This is a genomic window from Streptomyces sp. AC558_RSS880 (genome assembly GCF_019049255.1).
In the GTDB taxonomy this organism is placed as follows: Bacteria; Actinomycetota; Actinomycetes; order Streptomycetales; family Streptomycetaceae; genus Streptomyces.
Map to the genome: position 1 here is coordinate 29,477 of NZ_JAGMUJ010000216.1, position 16,145 is coordinate 45,621.

General features: G+C 69.1%; 14 protein-coding genes and 2 pseudogenes. 3 read left to right on the top strand and 13 right to left on the bottom strand.

Annotated features, from left to right (window positions below; all coding sequences use genetic code 11):
* The first annotated feature begins 264 nt into the window (after positions 1–264).
* From KUM38_RS41135 to KUM38_RS41145, 3 genes and pseudogenes are all read left to right on the top strand, one after another.
* Positions 265–1,737 (top strand): hypothetical protein, encoded by a 1,473-nt coding sequence (locus KUM38_RS41135; RefSeq protein WP_217137259.1) that lies wholly within the window; start codon positions 265–267, stop codon positions 1,735–1,737.
* A 102-nt stretch (positions 1,738–1,839) separates the two neighbouring features.
* Positions 1,840–4,148 (top strand): annotated as a pseudogene (locus KUM38_RS41140) (helix-turn-helix domain-containing protein).
* Between the two features lie 12 nt (positions 4,149–4,160).
* Positions 4,161–4,711: pseudogene (locus tag KUM38_RS41145) on the top strand (XRE family transcriptional regulator).
* A 187-nt stretch (positions 4,712–4,898) separates the two neighbouring features.
* Here the strand turns inward: KUM38_RS41145 and KUM38_RS41150 are convergent.
* The 13 genes from KUM38_RS41150 to KUM38_RS41210 form a co-directional block, all read right to left on the bottom strand.
* Entirely contained in the window at positions 4,899–6,839 is a 1,941-nt protein-coding gene (locus KUM38_RS41150; protein WP_217137260.1) for a pentapeptide repeat-containing protein, read from the bottom strand.
* Between the two features lie 283 nt (positions 6,840–7,122).
* Positions 7,123–7,962: a replication-relaxation family protein gene (locus tag KUM38_RS41155; protein ID WP_254398566.1), complete on the bottom strand. Its 840-nt coding sequence runs from the start codon at positions 7,960–7,962 to the stop codon at positions 7,123–7,125.
* A 469-nt stretch (positions 7,963–8,431) separates the two neighbouring features.
* A complete protein-coding gene (locus tag KUM38_RS41160; RefSeq protein WP_217137262.1) occupies positions 8,432–9,133 on the bottom strand; it encodes a hypothetical protein in 702 nt (233 codons plus the stop codon).
* A gap of 369 nt (positions 9,134–9,502) precedes the next feature.
* Positions 9,503–9,844, bottom strand: coding sequence for a hypothetical protein (locus KUM38_RS41165; protein WP_254398567.1), 342 nt, complete (start codon positions 9,842–9,844; stop codon positions 9,503–9,505).
* 18 nt (positions 9,845–9,862) lie between these two features.
* Positions 9,863–10,897, bottom strand: coding sequence for a phosphoadenosine phosphosulfate reductase (locus KUM38_RS41170; protein ID WP_217137264.1), 1,035 nt, complete (start codon positions 10,895–10,897; stop codon positions 9,863–9,865).
* Between the two features lie 33 nt (positions 10,898–10,930).
* Entirely contained in the window at positions 10,931–12,151 is a 1,221-nt protein-coding gene (locus KUM38_RS41175; RefSeq protein WP_217137265.1) for a hypothetical protein, read from the bottom strand.
* A 297-nt stretch (positions 12,152–12,448) separates the two neighbouring features.
* Positions 12,449–12,988: a single-stranded DNA-binding protein gene (locus tag KUM38_RS41180; RefSeq protein ID WP_217137266.1), complete on the bottom strand. Its 540-nt coding sequence runs from the start codon at positions 12,986–12,988 to the stop codon at positions 12,449–12,451.
* A 44-nt stretch (positions 12,989–13,032) separates the two neighbouring features.
* The gene (locus KUM38_RS41185; RefSeq protein ID WP_254398568.1) at positions 13,033–13,257 is read right to left on the bottom strand and encodes a hypothetical protein; all 225 of its coding nucleotides are present in this window, start codon (positions 13,255–13,257) and stop codon (positions 13,033–13,035) included.
* A 109-nt stretch (positions 13,258–13,366) separates the two neighbouring features.
* Positions 13,367–14,281, bottom strand: a complete 915-nt coding sequence (locus KUM38_RS41190; RefSeq protein WP_217137267.1) for a hypothetical protein — start codon at positions 14,279–14,281, stop codon at positions 13,367–13,369.
* A gap of 109 nt (positions 14,282–14,390) precedes the next feature.
* Positions 14,391–14,537 carry a hypothetical protein gene (locus KUM38_RS41195; RefSeq protein WP_217137287.1) on the bottom strand — a complete coding sequence of 49 codons (147 nt, stop codon included), beginning with the start codon at positions 14,535–14,537 and terminating at the stop codon, positions 14,391–14,393.
* Positions 14,538–14,566: 29 nt separating this feature from the next.
* Positions 14,567–15,178: a cell envelope biogenesis protein OmpA gene (locus KUM38_RS41200; RefSeq protein ID WP_217137268.1), complete on the bottom strand. Its 612-nt coding sequence runs from the start codon at positions 15,176–15,178 to the stop codon at positions 14,567–14,569.
* A gap of 40 nt (positions 15,179–15,218) precedes the next feature.
* A complete protein-coding gene (locus tag KUM38_RS41205; RefSeq protein ID WP_217137269.1) occupies positions 15,219–15,638 on the bottom strand; it encodes a hypothetical protein in 420 nt (139 codons plus the stop codon).
* A gap of 101 nt (positions 15,639–15,739) precedes the next feature.
* Positions 15,740–16,081, bottom strand: coding sequence for a hypothetical protein (locus KUM38_RS41210; RefSeq protein WP_217137270.1), 342 nt, complete (start codon positions 16,079–16,081; stop codon positions 15,740–15,742).
* Between the last annotated feature and the right edge of the window lie 64 nt (positions 16,082–16,145).

The window sequence follows — 16,145 nt, forward strand, 5'->3', positions numbered from 1 at the left end:
CCCCCGTGGTCGGTCTCGTAGTTGGGGTGGTGAGGATCGTGGTCGGCCCGACCATGAGACCGACCACGGCAGCTCACGGCGCATGTTGCCCGATCGTGACCTGTGGTCGGGTCTGGTGGTCGGCAGTCTGGTCGGGGGCGCCCGATGAGCTGACGGCATGGATCTCGTCCACCACTTTCCACCCAGCGACCCTGGTCATCCTCCGGCGCCACGTTGGCCGCAGGACCTCAGCGCCGGCGCGCTTCCGGTGCGTGGGGGAGCACGGTGAGCCGCTTCGGCGCCAGGATCCGGCGCGGGGTGATGGCAGCCGATCAGTTCACCCAGATCGCCAACCGCCTCTTCCGCGACGCCAAGCTGTCATACAAGGCGAAGGGGATCTTCGGCTACATCTCCACGCACCGCGACGGCTGGCAGGTCACCATCGCCGACCTGGCCGCCGTGGGCCCCGACGGGAAGGAAGCCATCCGTGTCGCCCTGAAAGAACTGGAGCACTGCGGCTACCTCATCCGGGAACGCCTACGCCGCGCAGACGGCACACTCGGCGAGATCGTCTACTCCATCACCGACCAGCCCACCATGCTCGACGCAGCCCCGGACGAGGTTCCCCCTGCCCTCGCAGCCCCGGTTGCCGACGGTGACACCGATTTCGCGGGAGGAGTCCGGCGCGGGGTGATGGCGGCCGATCAGTTCACTCAGATCGCCAACGGTCTCTTCCGTGACGGTCGGCTGTCATACAAGGCGAAGGGGATCTTCGGCTACATCTCCACACACCGCGACGGCTGGCAGATCACCGTCAGCGAGCTGGTCCGCCGCGGCAAAGAAGGCATAGACGCGGTCACCACCGGCCTCAAAGAGCTGGAGAAGTACGGCTTCCTGCTGCGTGAACGCCTGCGCAACCCCGACGGCACCCTGGGCGCGGCCGCATACTGCATCACCGACCTGCCTGCACTGCAAAACCCCAGCTCACAGCCAGAGTCGGGTTTTCCAGGATTGGCTGAACCTGTATTGGCTAATCCCGGCACTAAGAACACCATGAGTAAGAAGACCAACAAGCAGAACACCAGACCCTTCCATCCGTGCGCCCACGACACCGCCACGCGCATCCCCGGACGGACGGACCAGCCACACCCGCCGACCGCTCCCGCGCCCGCTCCGCCGGCCGACGAGATGCACCCGGGGATCCGGCTGCTGCTGGAGATCGGAGCGAGCCGTCCCGAGCTGCTGCTGACGGGCAAGGCACTGACCGACCAGGGCCGCGTGGTCACCGTCATGCTGGAAGCCGGCTGGAGTGCCGAGCTGCTGCGCCACGTCATCACCGACCGGCCCCTGCCCCACCCGGTGCGCACCTCGGTCGGCGCGATCATCGCCGCCCGGCTGCGCGCCGCCCAGGCCTACCCGCCGCCCGCCACCGTGGCCGGCCACCCGGGTACGCTCCGGCCGACTGAGCCGCTCACCGAGCCGGCCACTGAGCAGTCGTGGGCGGAGCGCTCCTCGACCAGGGCCGCTGCCCGTACGGTCAATGAGGCCCTCACCTACCGGGCGCTCGTCGAGTGTGCGGGCTGCGGGGTCCCCGGAACCGCACCCGGCGAGGACCTTTGCCCGACCTGCCTGGGCTGGCCGCCGTGCCGCACCTGCCCCGGCCCCACCCCCCGCCGCGCCCATCCGGACGGCGACGGCTGCTGCACCACCTGCGCCACCGCACTGACCCACTCCGTCCAGGTGAGCACCTCGCAATGAGCCCGTTCTGCTATCTCGCTGCCCTATTCGTACGCGATTCGTACGGAGAAAGTGCGCTATGCGTACGGTTAAAGGGGTGGAACGCTGGTCAGGAGGTGTTTCATGTCCGAGTTGTTCGAGGCGGTCGACGCGCTGGTTGCGTCTCGTGCTCCGCTGCCGTCGGCGCAGGAGCGCAAGCGGCTGCGTCAGGCTCATGGGCTGACGCTGGACGAGGTGGCCGCTGCGCTGAAGGTGCGCCGGGCGACGGTGTCCGGCTGGGAGTCGGTGAAGAAGACGGTCGAGCCGCGGGCCCGGAGCGTGAGGCGTATGCGCGGCTGCTGAACAAGCTCGCGGAGCTCTACCCCCCACCCTCAGTGCCAGAGGGGGCAGCCGCCCCGGCGGCGCCGGCCGCCTTCACCGCCGCACCCGCCCCGGCAAAAGCACAGACTCCGCCCCCCAGCCCGGCGCCCGATACCGCGGCCACGACGGCAACCGAGAACACCCGAATCAACCCGGGCCCTCCTCCTGCTGCTGCTCTGGCTGCCACGCCTGCAACCGAGAACCCTCAGATCAACCCGGGCCCTCCGCCTCCTGTTCCGCCGACCGCGCCTGCTTCGGCGCGCACCACCGGGAGCACGTCGACGTCGCGGCGCCCCGGCGCACGCAAGGCGGCTCCGGCCGGCAGCCCGGCGGGCGGCTTTGACCCACGCTTTGAGAACGGGCCCCTGGCGGTCGTCGACGTCGACACCGACGGCCAGGTCCTGGCGTACTGCACCGGCGGCCTGGTCCTGGACGTGCCCGCCAAGTCCCTGCCGGCCCTGGTGGAGTGGACGCTGCAGGAGGCCAGGCTCGGGCAGCCGAGGCTGTCCGGTCCGGGCAAGGACGCCGACCCGCTGCTCGTGCTCACCGAGGCCGCGCTGGAGCGCTACGGCCTGCCCGTGGCCCTCACTGAGGAGGAGCGCCTCGCCGGGCGCCTGCCGGAGGGCCACAAGGTCATCAAGCAGCTGGCCCGCGCCGACTGGAAGCTGACCAAGCGCGGGCTCGGACCGTGGGCGCGGATCTACCGCCCCGCGACCGGTTCGGAGCGGGCCTGCGTGCAGCTGTGCATCCCGTCGTGGCACGCGCTCGACTCCCGCCACTGGGGCAACGCCGCCCAGCTTCCGCCGGCGGACCTCGCCCGCGTCCTGGGCGTCTACGCGTCCCGGGTGATGACGCCGCGCGGCTCGACCGCCGTGACGGGCCTGGAGCTGATGACCGTGCTGCACCCGCCGACCCGCGCCTCCGAACCCGGCGCCGACGGCAGGCGGCACTCCGAGCACAACCCCGGCAGCCTGGGCAAGGACCCCGTCGACTGCGCCCCGTGCGAGGCCCCCGACGGGCACCCGATCCTGGCGAACCTGCCCCGCTTTCACGTACGCGGCCCCGCCGAGAAGCTGTTCGAGGAGGCCTACGACTGGGTGCGCCCCATGACGGACGCCGAGTGCACCCTGCGGCACCTGGTCGGCCTCGACGTGAACATGGCCTTCGCCGCCGGAGCCAACGGCCTGATCGTCGGCCTCGGCGCACCCACCCACGTCACCAACCCGGTCTTCGACCCGAAGCTGCCCGGCTCCTGGCTGGTTGATCTCTCCCACGTCGACCTGTCGAGGGTGAAGGTCGGCAAGGAGTGGGTGGAGCTGGACGGCGACCTGCTGCCCAGCCCGTTCACCCCGAAGGGGGAGCGCCCTGAGGGGCTAGCCTGGTACGCCACGCCCACCGTCGCCTACGCCGTCGAGCTGGGCTACGAGGTCCGCCCGCTGGAGGCATACGTCCGGTACGACAACGGCCGTTACCTGGACGGCTGGTACCAGCGGCTGCGGGACGCTTACCTCGCCACGATGGCCGACCTCGGCGTCCACGCGGACATGGCGCCGACCGACTTCCTGGCGGCCATGGACGGCTACAAGAGCCGTGACCCGCAGCTGGCGATCGTCGCTGCGGCGATCAAGGCCACGGTCAAGGGCGGCCTGGGCAAGCTGCGCGAGCGCCCGCGCGGGGAGGGCTGGCGGCCCGGGCAGCCGTGGCGGGCGCTGTCCCGCCCGACATGGCGGCCGGACATCCGCGCGGCGGTCATCTCCCGCACCCGGATCAACCTGCACCGCAAGATCGTCAAGCACGCGGCGTTCACCGGCCAGTACCCGGTCGCGATCCTGTCCGACTGCGTCGTCTACGCCGCCGACGGCACGTCGCCGCTGGACTTCCTGCCCTACCGAGAGGACAAGCCGCTGCCCGGCGGCTTCAAGCTCGGCATCAACCCCGGCCTAGTCAAGCACGAGGGCACCCAGACCGTCCTATGGGGCGAGGAGGTCCGCGAGCGGTTCAACGCCCCGGAACTCAACCTCGCCCGCTACATCAAGGACGGCACCGTCACCGACGTCGACAACGGAGAGTAGGAGAAGGCCACGATGAGCCTGTTCGGGGACGGCCTGGAAGCCGCAGTGCACAAGGCGTTCACCCGCCCGGCGCCCAAGAGCGCGGGTGCGCAGATGCGGTACCTGGTCAAGCAGCTCAAGAGCACCAAGGCGGTCGCCCAGATGCTGCGGATCTCCCAGCGCACCGTCGAACGGTACGTGAAGGACCAGATCAAAAAGCCCCGCCCCGACCTCGCCGCCCGGATGGAACGCGAGGTGAAAAAGCGGTGGCAGCCGCAGGTCCGCGCCAGGGCCCGGCAGAGGGCGGCCATCACCGGCGGCATCGTCATCGACACCCGCGCCCGCCTCGGCTACACCGCGCCGATCGGATCGACGGATGAGTCCCGCATCCGCCACCTGACCGTCGCCCTGCCCCCGCAGCACGCCTCCTCGACGCCCAGCAGGCCGGCGCCAGCGACCAGCAGCTCCAGCAGATTGCCGCCGACGCGCTGCGCGAGGTGTACTTCCAAGACGGCGGCCGCCGAGCCGGGAGCCTGGACGAGGTCCGCTTCACTGACATCGAACACCTGGAGTTCGAGCTGTAACCGCCCCGCCCCCACGCGCGCCCCGGACCGACTGTGACTGAGCGTCCCAGTTGGCCGCTGAGCGTGCGAGTTAGCCCTTTGAGTACTCCGTGTCGATATTGGGGCTGAGCTGCTCGGCGTGGGCGTCGACGAACTGAATTGCTTAGCCATGGCCCGTAAGCCGGTCTTGGCGCACCGAGGGCAGAGATCAGCGTTTGACTCGATTGCGGACGGCGAGGATGGCTAGGCCAAGCAGAAGCGTACCGAGTAGGCGGGAGGAGAAGGCAGTGACCTTGCCCCAGCCGGTGAGTTCCTGCTCGTCAGCGTTGAACAAGGAGACCGAGGATACAATTTCCAGCGCCTTGCCCGCGCGTTCGAAGGTGAATCGATCAGCCAAGGCGTTGGTCGGAGCGGTGGGGTCGACCGAATCGCCGACCGTCACCATTACCCGGCATTCCGTGCCTGATGGGAAGTCGGCGTTACAGCTGTTCGGGAGCTTCAGACTAGCGTCGGCCAAGGCGGTGGCGTCGGCGCTGATGTAACCCACGGTCGAGGTACTAGTCTCCTTCGCCGGAATCCCGAACACCATGAGAAGGGTAAACGAGACACCTATGACCACCAAGAGCACGCACAGCGCTCGGGAGGCACGCAGTCCGTAACCTGAGATTGCCCAGTAGAGGGTGAGCAACCACCGTTCGGCCCACGGGCGAGTACCGTCGAAACGGCGCATCTCCATCTCACCGTAGTAAAAGTCCGCTGCCCCCGGCTCGTCCTTGCCGTCCTCCAATGCCTTGCGTAGGTAACGGTAGACAGGAGCCAGGGACGCCGGCTGCGGGACGGATGCTGCGGTTGCAGGTGGGGAGTGCACCAGTGATCTGCTCGTTTGTCGCGTCTGGGTACGGCGCCACGTGTCTTCCGCCACGATGATATTCCGTCCGGTGTGGCGCCAGGTCCCGCGGCGCTTCCAGCCGGGACGCGGCGTGCGCAGGTAGCGGCAGCGGCCCTCCAGACGGATCTGGTCGAGGTTGAGCGCGTTGACGAAGTCCGTGCGTGACACGTCCACGTTGGTCAGGACCATTCGCGTCGTGTCCGTACCTGACAAGTCCTCTAGAGCCACAGCCCGCGCGGAACTCCCTGCATCTGGTGCGTGGTCGAGAGCATCTTCTGAGGCGAGAACCTCGCCGGGTTCAAGGAAAGGATCAGGGGCCAGGACAAGAAACGGATACTCCGCACTGCGCACCATATCCGCGAGCCTGAGCCGCGTAACGGCGCGGCGGCCAGCTACCTGGTGAGCGAGGTTCACCTCGTGGGCGCCATCCAGTCGCAGCGTTACGTTGTGCTCCCAACGCGTCAAGGTGAAGTCAAGGTTCCGCGCCTGGACCCTGATGTCCACTGGCCCATCAAACCTGGCGCGAAAGAAGAGTATGTCGCCCGCGCATCGCAAATCAGCTGCCACCCATCCCTCCCTAAAATATGCCCCGTTAAATATCGCGTCCTGCGCGAAGAACACTTCGAGGAAGTTGGCATCTTGCGCGAAGGACGTCAGGTTGAAGCGCACATCTTGGGCGAAGCGTGCCTGATAGAAATTCACATCTTGGTCGAAACTGGCTTTTTCGAAGTCTGCGCCATTGGTGAAGTTTGCTCCAATGAATTCCGTGTCCTGCGCGAAAGAAGCTCCGTGTAAGTTAGCTTCCCGACTGAAGGTCGTTCCGGCGAAGCGTGCACCTTGCGCAAAGGTTGCCCAGGAGAATCGCACGTTGCCGTTGAAGCATGCTCCAATAAAATTTGCGTACTGAGTGAAATTCGCTTCTTGGAAGTCAGCCGCACCGAAGCGGTTCTGGAGACTCTCCCTCAACTTATACAGTGTTGCTTCGGTGAGTGGAGTGCGCCGTAGATCGACGGGAGAGCCGGGCCGTAGCAGATTCCAGTAGACGTCGCGCTGGCCAGGGTCGGCGTGGTGGAGGCAGACCTCGGCATCATTCCCCGCAGTACGGATCGGCTCCCACCTTCCCCTGGCGGGGCTCCAGGTGGCTAGGCGTCGACCGAAGCAGTCCGCAGCGCTGCACCGCAACGCCTCGCTCCAACTGTCGAACGTCACCTCCCGCGACTGCACGAGGGGCGGGTCTGCGGGCGGCAGGGGCATCGTCATGGACTCATTCAATTGCAGGTGCCTCAACCACTACCAGCGGGTTGAGCGATCCTCGGTCACGCCGTTCGCCACATGGCCAGGGAGGTAGGGCGTTGGTTGGTTCAACCTGCCGCAGGGGTGTATCGAGGTCCTCGATCCCGACACCGACAAGAAGGACCTGTCGCCCGGTGGTCGGTGACCGGCGGGCTGAGGGCGGTGCCCAACTGGCCAATTGAAGTGCTCAGTCACACCGTATCGGTCCGGGGCGCGCTCGCCTATCCACTGGCAGAGGTGGCCGACCGCGTTACAGGTCGGTCCAGGGGCGGGGTCTGCCGCCGGTCAGGGGCGTCCACACGTTCTGGGCGGGGCCGTGCTGTTCGAGGTCCTCGAGCACGGCGGCTCCCAGCGGCACCTCGCGGGCGAGCGCGGTGACGAGGGGGTGCTGGGCGGTCATCGCCTGCAGGTCGCTGATCCTGCCCTCCAATCGGCTGCGGGAGGCGCCGGTGAGGACGAACAGCACGCGGGGGAAGACCGGATACCAGCGCATCCAGCCGGGCTCCGCGGCGACGTGGCGGCGTCGGCCGACGGGTTGGGCCTCGTACTGATGCAGCCGGGCGTACTCGATCAGTTTCACCGCCAGGCGCTCGCCGCTCATGGTGGCGCGGTCCACCTCCACGAACGCGCGCAGCTTGCGCCGTTGCTCGCCTTTGACGACGGTGTAGTACATGACGGCGTCGGCCACCACCCGCTCCCCTTCGCCGATGGAGTGCGACACCTCCGGCGTCCAGTCCCAGGGGCCGTGCTCGTGCCCGAGCCGGCGGGCATCGGCGGCGAAGGCCAGATGGGCGCGCACCACGGTCAGGGTGTGCGCTGTCTTCAGCGACGCCGCCGTGGTGGAGGTGATCGGGTAGGGGGGCCGCCCCCGCAGGACCGGCAGGTCCCTCGTCAGGCGCGCGCCGTCGGGTGTGAGGTACCAGGCGTGGGTGGCAGAGCGGTCCGAGCCGGGCAGCACCGTGTAGTCCACGAAACCGTCGGAGCGCAGCTTGTTCAGGGCACGGGAGACCAGCTGACGGGTGCCGTCCGGGCGCAGCATCCGGCGCAGCTGACCGGTAGTGGCGATGCGGTGCTGAGCGAGCGCGGTCATGATCTGATCACTCAAAGCCTCGACTGGGCTGGGAGACAGAGGGGAAACGCGTGTCCTCGAAGCGGAGCGGGGCATGGGAACTTCCTTTCGGCGCACGTGCGGCTTGAGCCGAGCACGGGCCGTTCGACCGACGGCATCAGTTGCCGACGAGGAAACCCAACAGCCCCGACCAGACCACCGACCACCAAGGCCCGACCATGGTCACGAATGGAAAACATCCCGGTGGTCGGCGCGTGGTCGGCCCCGTGTCCCCCCGACCACGGACTTCTTGGGTTGCACAGACGGCAGGAGCCGAGCAGTGGCCGGGCGATGGCCGGTCCGCAGCAGCATCTGCTGCTGCGGGGCGTAGTGGCGAGCTACGCCATGCCGGCCATCGTTGCGGTATCCGGCCCGCACGGGGATCAACAACCCATAGCCGGAGACCGCGTTTGTGAGGGGCTGTGAGCGAGTTGCTTCCCTGCCCGTTGTGTTATTTGACCTTGCGCTGGGCGGCCTGCTCGAGGACGCGCCGGCGCGTCCACCGACGGTATCCGCCCTTCTCGCTGTATGCATCGACGGTATTCAACAGTGGCAGGTTGCCCTGGGCGAGGCTGCTGCTGAATGTGTTGATGCTTTTGAACCCGAGCAGGACGGCGGCCTGAGAGGCCCCCAGAAGTTCGTCCGGATCACCATCGACGGGCACATCCGGGGGAAGTGCGGCGGAGCGCTTGGCGTTGCTGCGCTTGCCGCGGCCGGGCCGGGTCGTCATCCAGTCCAAAAGCGTCTGTACTCGCCACAGATGCCGGCGGTAGGGCCGCTCAGGTGTGCCAAGTTCCTCGACGACGTCAGGCTCGGGAAAGTAGCCGGGGTGCTCCCGGATGTAGGTCGTGACCTGCTTGGAGCTCTTGTAGCCCAGAAACCGTGATGCCTGGGCGGCGTTGAGCAGCTCGTTCGGGTCGCGGGTGGGCGGCTTGTGATCCTGGAAGCGGGACAGCTTGCGCTGGGCGATCCACTTGTCCACCTCGTCCTTGTTCCATAGCCGGGCCCGGCCGCGGCCACGCTGCCCGACGGCCTCGGGAAAGCCGTTGGTCTCCCGCTCGGCGTACAGGCGGCTGACGCTCTGCGCGCTCAGTCCGTGTTCCGCGCGGATCCCTGCAGCGTCGATGAGGCGTGGCGCGGATTGGGCAGCCATGACCTGAACATCCCGTCGTGTAGCGAGGAGCCGGCCCGTCCGGCTCACGTCGCTCATAATGGCGTAAGTCACATGGTGAAGTCCAGCCGATCGACACTTTTCAGGTCAGCCGGCCCGGGCCTGCCTCGGGTATCAGCCTGTCTGCCCGGTGGTGGCGTTTTGAGGTGTCAGCGACTGGGACATCACAGGGCGAAGGCGGTGGACCATGGCTTGGTGGTCTTCTCGGAACGGTCAGAATTTCGATCCCGAGACGTCGACCCCCGACGGCGTGGGCGGCCCGGGTGTGCCAGCGCGCCCGGGCCGCCCACGCCGGATGCCAAAGGGCCGCATGCCCACCGTTTGCCTCGGGTCTAGGTCGTGGACGAGACGTCACTCCTCAGGGAGAAGGCTGATCCCTCGGCGGGCGGCGTCTTCCACCATGGCGGAGTAGGCGAGTGCTGCAGGGGTCATGTCCCACTCGGCCAGGGCGAGGAGCAGCACCATTTCCGCATGGTCCCGTGTGGCGTCGTAGGGGACTTTGGCCGCATCGGCTGCGGCCGCGAGGTCGGTGGTGGACAGTCCCTGCAGGCGGGTCGCGGTCGCCTGGTGAGTCTCCTGCAGGCCCTGGTGGTAGAGGACGTTGCCTTCGCGCAGCAGGTCCAGGAGGTCCTCGCCGTCGGCGGCTGGTGCGGCAGCGGACAGTTCCAAAAGGCGCTGGGTGCTCGTTGTCATCATGGTCAGTATGCCTCTCTAGAAGGGTTGGGAAGGAAGGTCGGGGGCGGTGGGGCCTGCAGCGCAGCCGCCGCAGGCCGGGCCGGAGGCCGGGCGGGCGGCGAGGTGGACGGCCTTGCGGGGTGACTGTTGCAGGGCGGTGCGGATCTGCCTCTCCAGCAGGTCCATGTCGGGGCAGTCGTCGGGCAGGACGATGCCCGGGTCGGGGGCGGTGGGCAGGCGGCTTTGTTCGATCAGGTCGGTGATGCGCCAGTCGGGACGGAAGCTGTCGCCGCGGGCGGATTCGACCTCGGCGTACAGCTCGGCGAGCCGGGGCCGGCGGGCGATGGCCAGCAGCAGGTCCCGCTTGGATGCGAACACACACAGCGAACAGGAGCAGCGGCTGGTGCCCTTGAAGTCCCCGGCACCGGGGAAGGAGTCGTAGGTCCAGTGGTAGGGCAGGGGAGCGTCCTGGTACCACTCCAGGACCGCGGCGGTGGGCCAGTCTTTCACCGGCAGCCACTCGTCCACGATCCGTGCGCCGTTGGTCAGGACATTGCGGTAGGCGGGGTGCTGGGCGCGGTCGCGGCTCTCGTCGGCCCGCAGCCCCATGACCTTCAGGATCCGCACGGGCCGGCCGAGCTCGCGGCGCAGCCGGCGCACCAGAGGAGTCCAGGCGGTGGAGATGATCGACTCCTTGGCGTACTTGCGGCAGTAGGGGCTGCCCATGCGGGGGAAGCGGCCGTAGGCGGCGATCTCGGTGAGCAGGAACGCGGGCCGCGCGACCTCCACATGGCGGTCGGGCGGGATGCCACAGGCTGCGCTCTGGGCGGCGGCGAGCTCGGACATCGACGCATAGCGCGTGCCGTCGACGTGCACGGCCGGCCACTCCAGCGGCCCGAGCGTGGCGTGATAGCTGATCACCCGGTCGGTGACCCCGGCCGCCACGGCGTCCTGCATGAACGACCACAGCATCACACCGCTGTCCTTGCCGCCGGACAGCTGCGGGGCGAGCAGGTCGTAGGCGGCCAGGTCCGGGGTGTCGGACGGGCAGACGGTGGGGCGTACGGGCATGACTGCTCCAAAGAAGGCAGAGGAGGAGAGGGATCAGGCGAGGGGGAGCCGGGCGGCGGAGCCGGAGAGCAGGGCGCGCCACTCGCGCTCGAAGCACTTGTCCTGCTTGTCGATCACGCGGGCGGGGGCGGTGACGAACAGTTCCTCCGCCATCGGCCAGGCCTCACGGCGGGGGCGCAGCCAGGCACGGGCGCGCCCGTAGAGAGGGTCGTGCTCGACGTCGACGCCGTGCCGCTCGGACACGGTGATCAGCCGCCGGGCCAGCTGCCGCGGGCGGCCGATGTCGACGCGCTCGGTGGAGCGCATCACCGGCCGGCGCTTGCCGGACTCGGACAGCAGGAACAGGCGGCGCACGTGGTAGAGCGCCCAGGGCACATCGAGCTCGCGCTCGAACGCCTCCACGCACGCGCGGTCCCTGGGCCGGGCGGGGTCGAGGAGCTCCAGCAGGCTGCGCTTGCCGTACAGCCTGGCGTTGGGGTTCAGGCTCATCGCCGTGTACTCCAGGCGCAGCACCTCACCGGCGATGTCCGGGTGCGAGCGCATGCGCTCCAGATGGGCGGGCAGCGCGCCCATGGAGACCGGGAAGCAGCAGAAGGTGCAGTACGACTTCGGCCAGTGCACGCCGAAGCGCTCCAGGAGGTAGTCCTCGCACTGCCGGCGGTGCCAGCCCCAGTCGATGAGCGGATAGACCCCGGTGCGCCCAGGAATCTTGGAGGCGGCCGCGTCGCCGAAGCGACGCCCGGGCTCGTCGGCGTTGAAGCCCATGATCTGCCGGAACGGGCGCCCGCCCATCACCTGCACGAGCCACCGGTCGCCGACCTCGCCCTTGGCACGCAGGCTGCATTTGCGGGTGCCGGCCTGCTGGGGGACGGTGCCGACGGACTCCAGCTCGTCCCACAGCGTCCACGGACCGCGGGCGAAGAGCCGCTCGGGGCGGCGGGAGTCGTCCAGGACCGTGATGCCGGCCGCCTTCAGATGCCCGGAGCGGGACAGCTGCACGAACCGCACCCCGTGTTCGCGCAGCAGCGGCAGCATGAACTCCTCCACCAGCATCCGGGTCTCGGGCCACTCGCTGCCGGTGGCCATGTACAGCACGGCGGTGCGCTCCAGGTCGATGCCGTACGCGGATGGGTCGGTGAGCATGCGCGCGAGGCAGGCGGTGGAGTCGGCGCCCAGGCCCCAGTTGATGACGGTGTCCACCTCGTCGGCGGTGCTCAGGCCGGGCAGCGACGGCGTGTAGAGGGCTATAGACATGGCGGTTGCTCACTCCTTCGCGTTCTGCTCGGGCAGGCGGTGGGCGGGGATGATGAAGACCAGGTCGTGGGCGGGCCACGGGTCGCAGGCCTGGCAGGGGCGGCCGAGGGAAGTTGTGGGGCGCCGGGAGGCGAACCAGCGCCCCACGAGGTGGGGCGGGTGAAGGGGGAGAGCGCTACCGGCGGGTGAGCCGGTGCCGCACCGAGTGGCGCGGTGAAGGGGAGGAGCGGCGGTGCGGTACCGGCAGGCGAACCGGTGCCGTACCCGGCGGCGAAGTGAAGGGCGGAAGGGAAGGGGTCAGGGGCCGACGTCGGCCGGAGTACGGGCGGCGGGGTGGTGCCATCCGGCGGTCCGCCGCCGCTCCCACCAGGCGGGCGGGCCGCTCGCCTGACCGGCGGCCGGGCCACCAGCACCCATCCCGGCGGGCTGCGCCGCTGCGGGGGCAGCGACCGAAGCGACCGAAGCGGTGGGGGAGATGGGGGCGGCGGCGGCCGGGCTGGGCAGGCTGGTCTCGGTGTAGGCGATGCGCTGGCGCAGGCTGATACCGAGGTCGTCCACGCTCAGGTAGACGGCGTTCTCCCGGATCTCGGTGATGCGCCCCGTGACCAGGACGTTGACCCCGTCGGTGAGGGACTCGGTGGCGTTGCGGGCCAAGCCCCGCCAGGCGGTGCACACGTAGCGGATCGCGGTCCCGTCGCGCCACTGCCGCGCGGCTGCGTCCCACTGGGTGGGGGTCTGGGTGAGGCGGAACCGGCAGACGGCGACACCGGAGTCGGTGAAGCGGACTTCCACGTCGCCGGTGACGGTGCCGGACACGTGCGTGACGGACGGGGCCATACGAACACCTCCTTGTTCCCATAATAGCTACTTACTTGGATGGGTCAATCCCCCTTTCGCTGCGCTCCGGCGGCGTGGAGGGCGGTACGGCCGGCGAGCCGTCGAAGGCGGGCCTTCCACGCGGGGACGCGTGCCAGGGCCGGCCGCGCCCCGAGAGTGCTGAACACGGTGGCGTCCTCGACCTCCACCTGGAGCGGGAGCGTATGGTCGGGGTGGACGAGCTGCTGGTCGACGGTGTCGAGATGTACCGAGACCCGGGCGGCCCGCATGCCGGTGTCCAGGTAGGCGAAGGCGAGGATCCCTGCCAGGAGGACGCTGTGCGCCTGAGCCGGAGCGTGTAGGGCCGATGCGCCGGCTTTCCCGACGGCGTATTGCGGGTTATGTGGGGGCTCTGTCGACTTCGATGGCCGGGCGGAGCTCTGTAGGTGGCTCGCGCTGGTCTTCTAGCCAGGCATTGAGGTGTCGTGCTGCTGCGGCGAGTTCAGCCGGTGCGTCGGCCCCCAGCGCTTGAATGCGTTCTACCAGGTCGTCAGCCCTGTGGCGGAGATCATGCGCAGGAGGCTGGGCAGTCGCGGGTGCGCGTACCTTCGGCGATGGAGCTGGAAGGTTTGGAGCCAGGGAACCCACGCTCGCTTGGGCCAGCAAGTCGAGAGCCTGATCGCCGTACTGGACAGCCTGATCATGCAGCAAGGGCTGCAGGACGGTACGCCGTTCCTCCTGCTCGACCGCGTCCAGCTCGGCCTGTTCCGCCGCCTGTACGGTCTGAACGTAGTACTCCAGGCGGCTGATCCGGTCGGCGATCGCACTCCGCGCTGAGTCGAGGGGCTGGGCAGGAACGCTGGAAAGCGGGCCTGCGTCGATGTTGTCGGCCTGCCTCTCCAGTACGGTGACTTTGGCCGTCAACTCGGCATACGACCAGAGCAGTTGCGTGAGTGCCCACACCTCGTCCCGCACGGTGGCGCGCGCCACCTCGTCGTGGATCATGGCAGCCGTCAGGCGGTCGAGGCTCTCCTGGTATGGCTCCAACTCTCTCCATAGCACCGGTTTTTTGACGACGCGGTAGCCTCCGCGGTGGCGAGCGGCAGCCCGATAGCCGTCCCGGTAGCACAGCCACCTGTAGGAATCCCCTTGCTCGCGCCGCTTGGGCGGCCGGCCTGCCCATTTAGGCCTGTCAGGAACGGGTCCCTCAGGGGGCGGAAGCAGTTCCGGCGGCACGCTGGCGATGAGCGCGGCGTCCTCGGCAGACACGAGCGGGTCGATCAGTACATGAAGGACGTGATCGGCTTGCGACATGGGGGCCTCCATTGTGAGGCGCTGGGCCGTCACCATCGTCGGCGGATCTGCAGACAGGATATGACGCTCTTGATGGGTGGCTGTCAATCTCGTCGGCAGCCAGAGCGCGTCATGACCGGCAGCTGTGGTGCACGGCCCACTCCTTGATGTCCGCGCCGGGCCATTCGCCGGTGCGTTCCTGGAGGTCGTCCAGCAGCTCGGCCAGTTCGATGACGGCCGCGCCTTCGGGTATGGCCGGGTCCGGTGTGATCGACACAGCTGTCTCCTTTCATGCGGCAGGGGTGGTCAGGACCCGTTCCACAAGGCGCTCCACAGGCCCATCAGGCGTTGCTGGTCGGGGGTGAGGGTGGCGGTGCGCAGCAGGCGCCGGCGCAGGACGGGCACGTCGACGCTGATGCCGACGGGCGCGCCGGGCCGGCCGGGTGTGAAGACCGGGCGGTAGGTGCGGGTGTGGATCATCCACGCCTCGTAGCGGTCGGCGGGGCTGCCGCTGCGCGCGGTGTGGCCTTCGTCGGGGGAGCGGGACGGGCACGCGCAGGACGGGTCGGTGCAGGGCCGTCCGGCGGGATGCGTGGCCAGGACGGGGCGGCGGCGGTAATGGGTGGTGGTGCCGTTGAGCATGGGGCAGCGTGCAGCGGCATACGGCAGGCATTCGGGGTGCAGCGCCGGTTCGGGAGAGTGCCCGCGGGCGGCGTCGGCCGGGCGGACGATCAGGCAGCACCGCTCGTCCAGGAACTGGCCGCAGATCTGGCACAGGCGTCGCAGGAAGGCGGTGCGGGCCCGGTCGGCGTCCAGGCTGCCGAAGGCGGCGTGGCCGCCGTGGATCAGGGACACCCACGGCACGACCAGTCCGCCCGACAGCGGCCGGCGCGCACAGCGCTGGGGTATCGAATGCATCGGTTGTCTCCTTCGGATGGCGGGGCGGGGCAGCTGGGCGTCAGGTGCCGGGCGGCGGGGGAGGGCCGGTCAGGAGTTCCTCCCAGTGGGCGTAGCGGCAGTCGGTTGCCTCGTGCAGGCGCAGGTGCAGCCAGGACAGGTCCTGTCCGGTGCGCAGGACGGCTTCGGCGCCGATGGCCGCGGCCCGTGGGTGGACGGTGTCGTCGCCGGGGTCGGCGAGCGTGAGGATGAGGCCGGGGCGGTGGGGCATGTGGCGCAGCGTGAAGGCGGGGTAGCTGCGGTCGTCCAGGATCACGAGCGGGGCGAGCCGGTACTCCTCGGCGCTGAACAGCGGGGAGGGCAGCCGCCGCAGCGGAACCGGGCAGGGCCGCAGGCCGATCGGGTCGTCGTCGGGGTGATCGCTGATGACCAGCACCGGCGTACGCGCTCGCTCCTGGGGCGCTGGCGCTGAGTTGGGCATGGCGGGAACGCCTCGCTTTCGTCATCGGGGAATAGGTTGAGGGCCGGGCAGGCGGGGGCGGGACAACCTGTGTGGGCGGTCCCGCCCCCGCGCCGGTCGGGTCAGCCGAGCGGGTAGAGGACCAGGGCCGGAACGGCGGTGTCGGGGATGCCGTCGCTGAACAGCTCCCGCAGTTCCTGGTCCTTGGCCATCTCCTCCGGGGTGGGGAAGAGCTCGCCGGTGAACTCGTCGTCGGGCAGCGGCGCGTAACGGCCCTCGCCCCAGGTGGCCAGCGGGGAGTAGCCGTTGTCCTCGTTGTCGAGGGCGAGCACGACCAGGCGGTCACCGGGCAGGTGTCGCCAGAGGCGGTTGACCAGGTAGCGCAGCAGGGCCAGGGTCAGCGGGCGTTCGGCTGCCTCGGCTTCGGCGAGGGCGTCGCCGGCGGGTGGGGTCTTCTCGGACATGGCGGCCTTTCGCGAGGGGAAGGAGGCCGGGGCGGTTGTTCGTGCACAACCGCCCCGGGCAGGA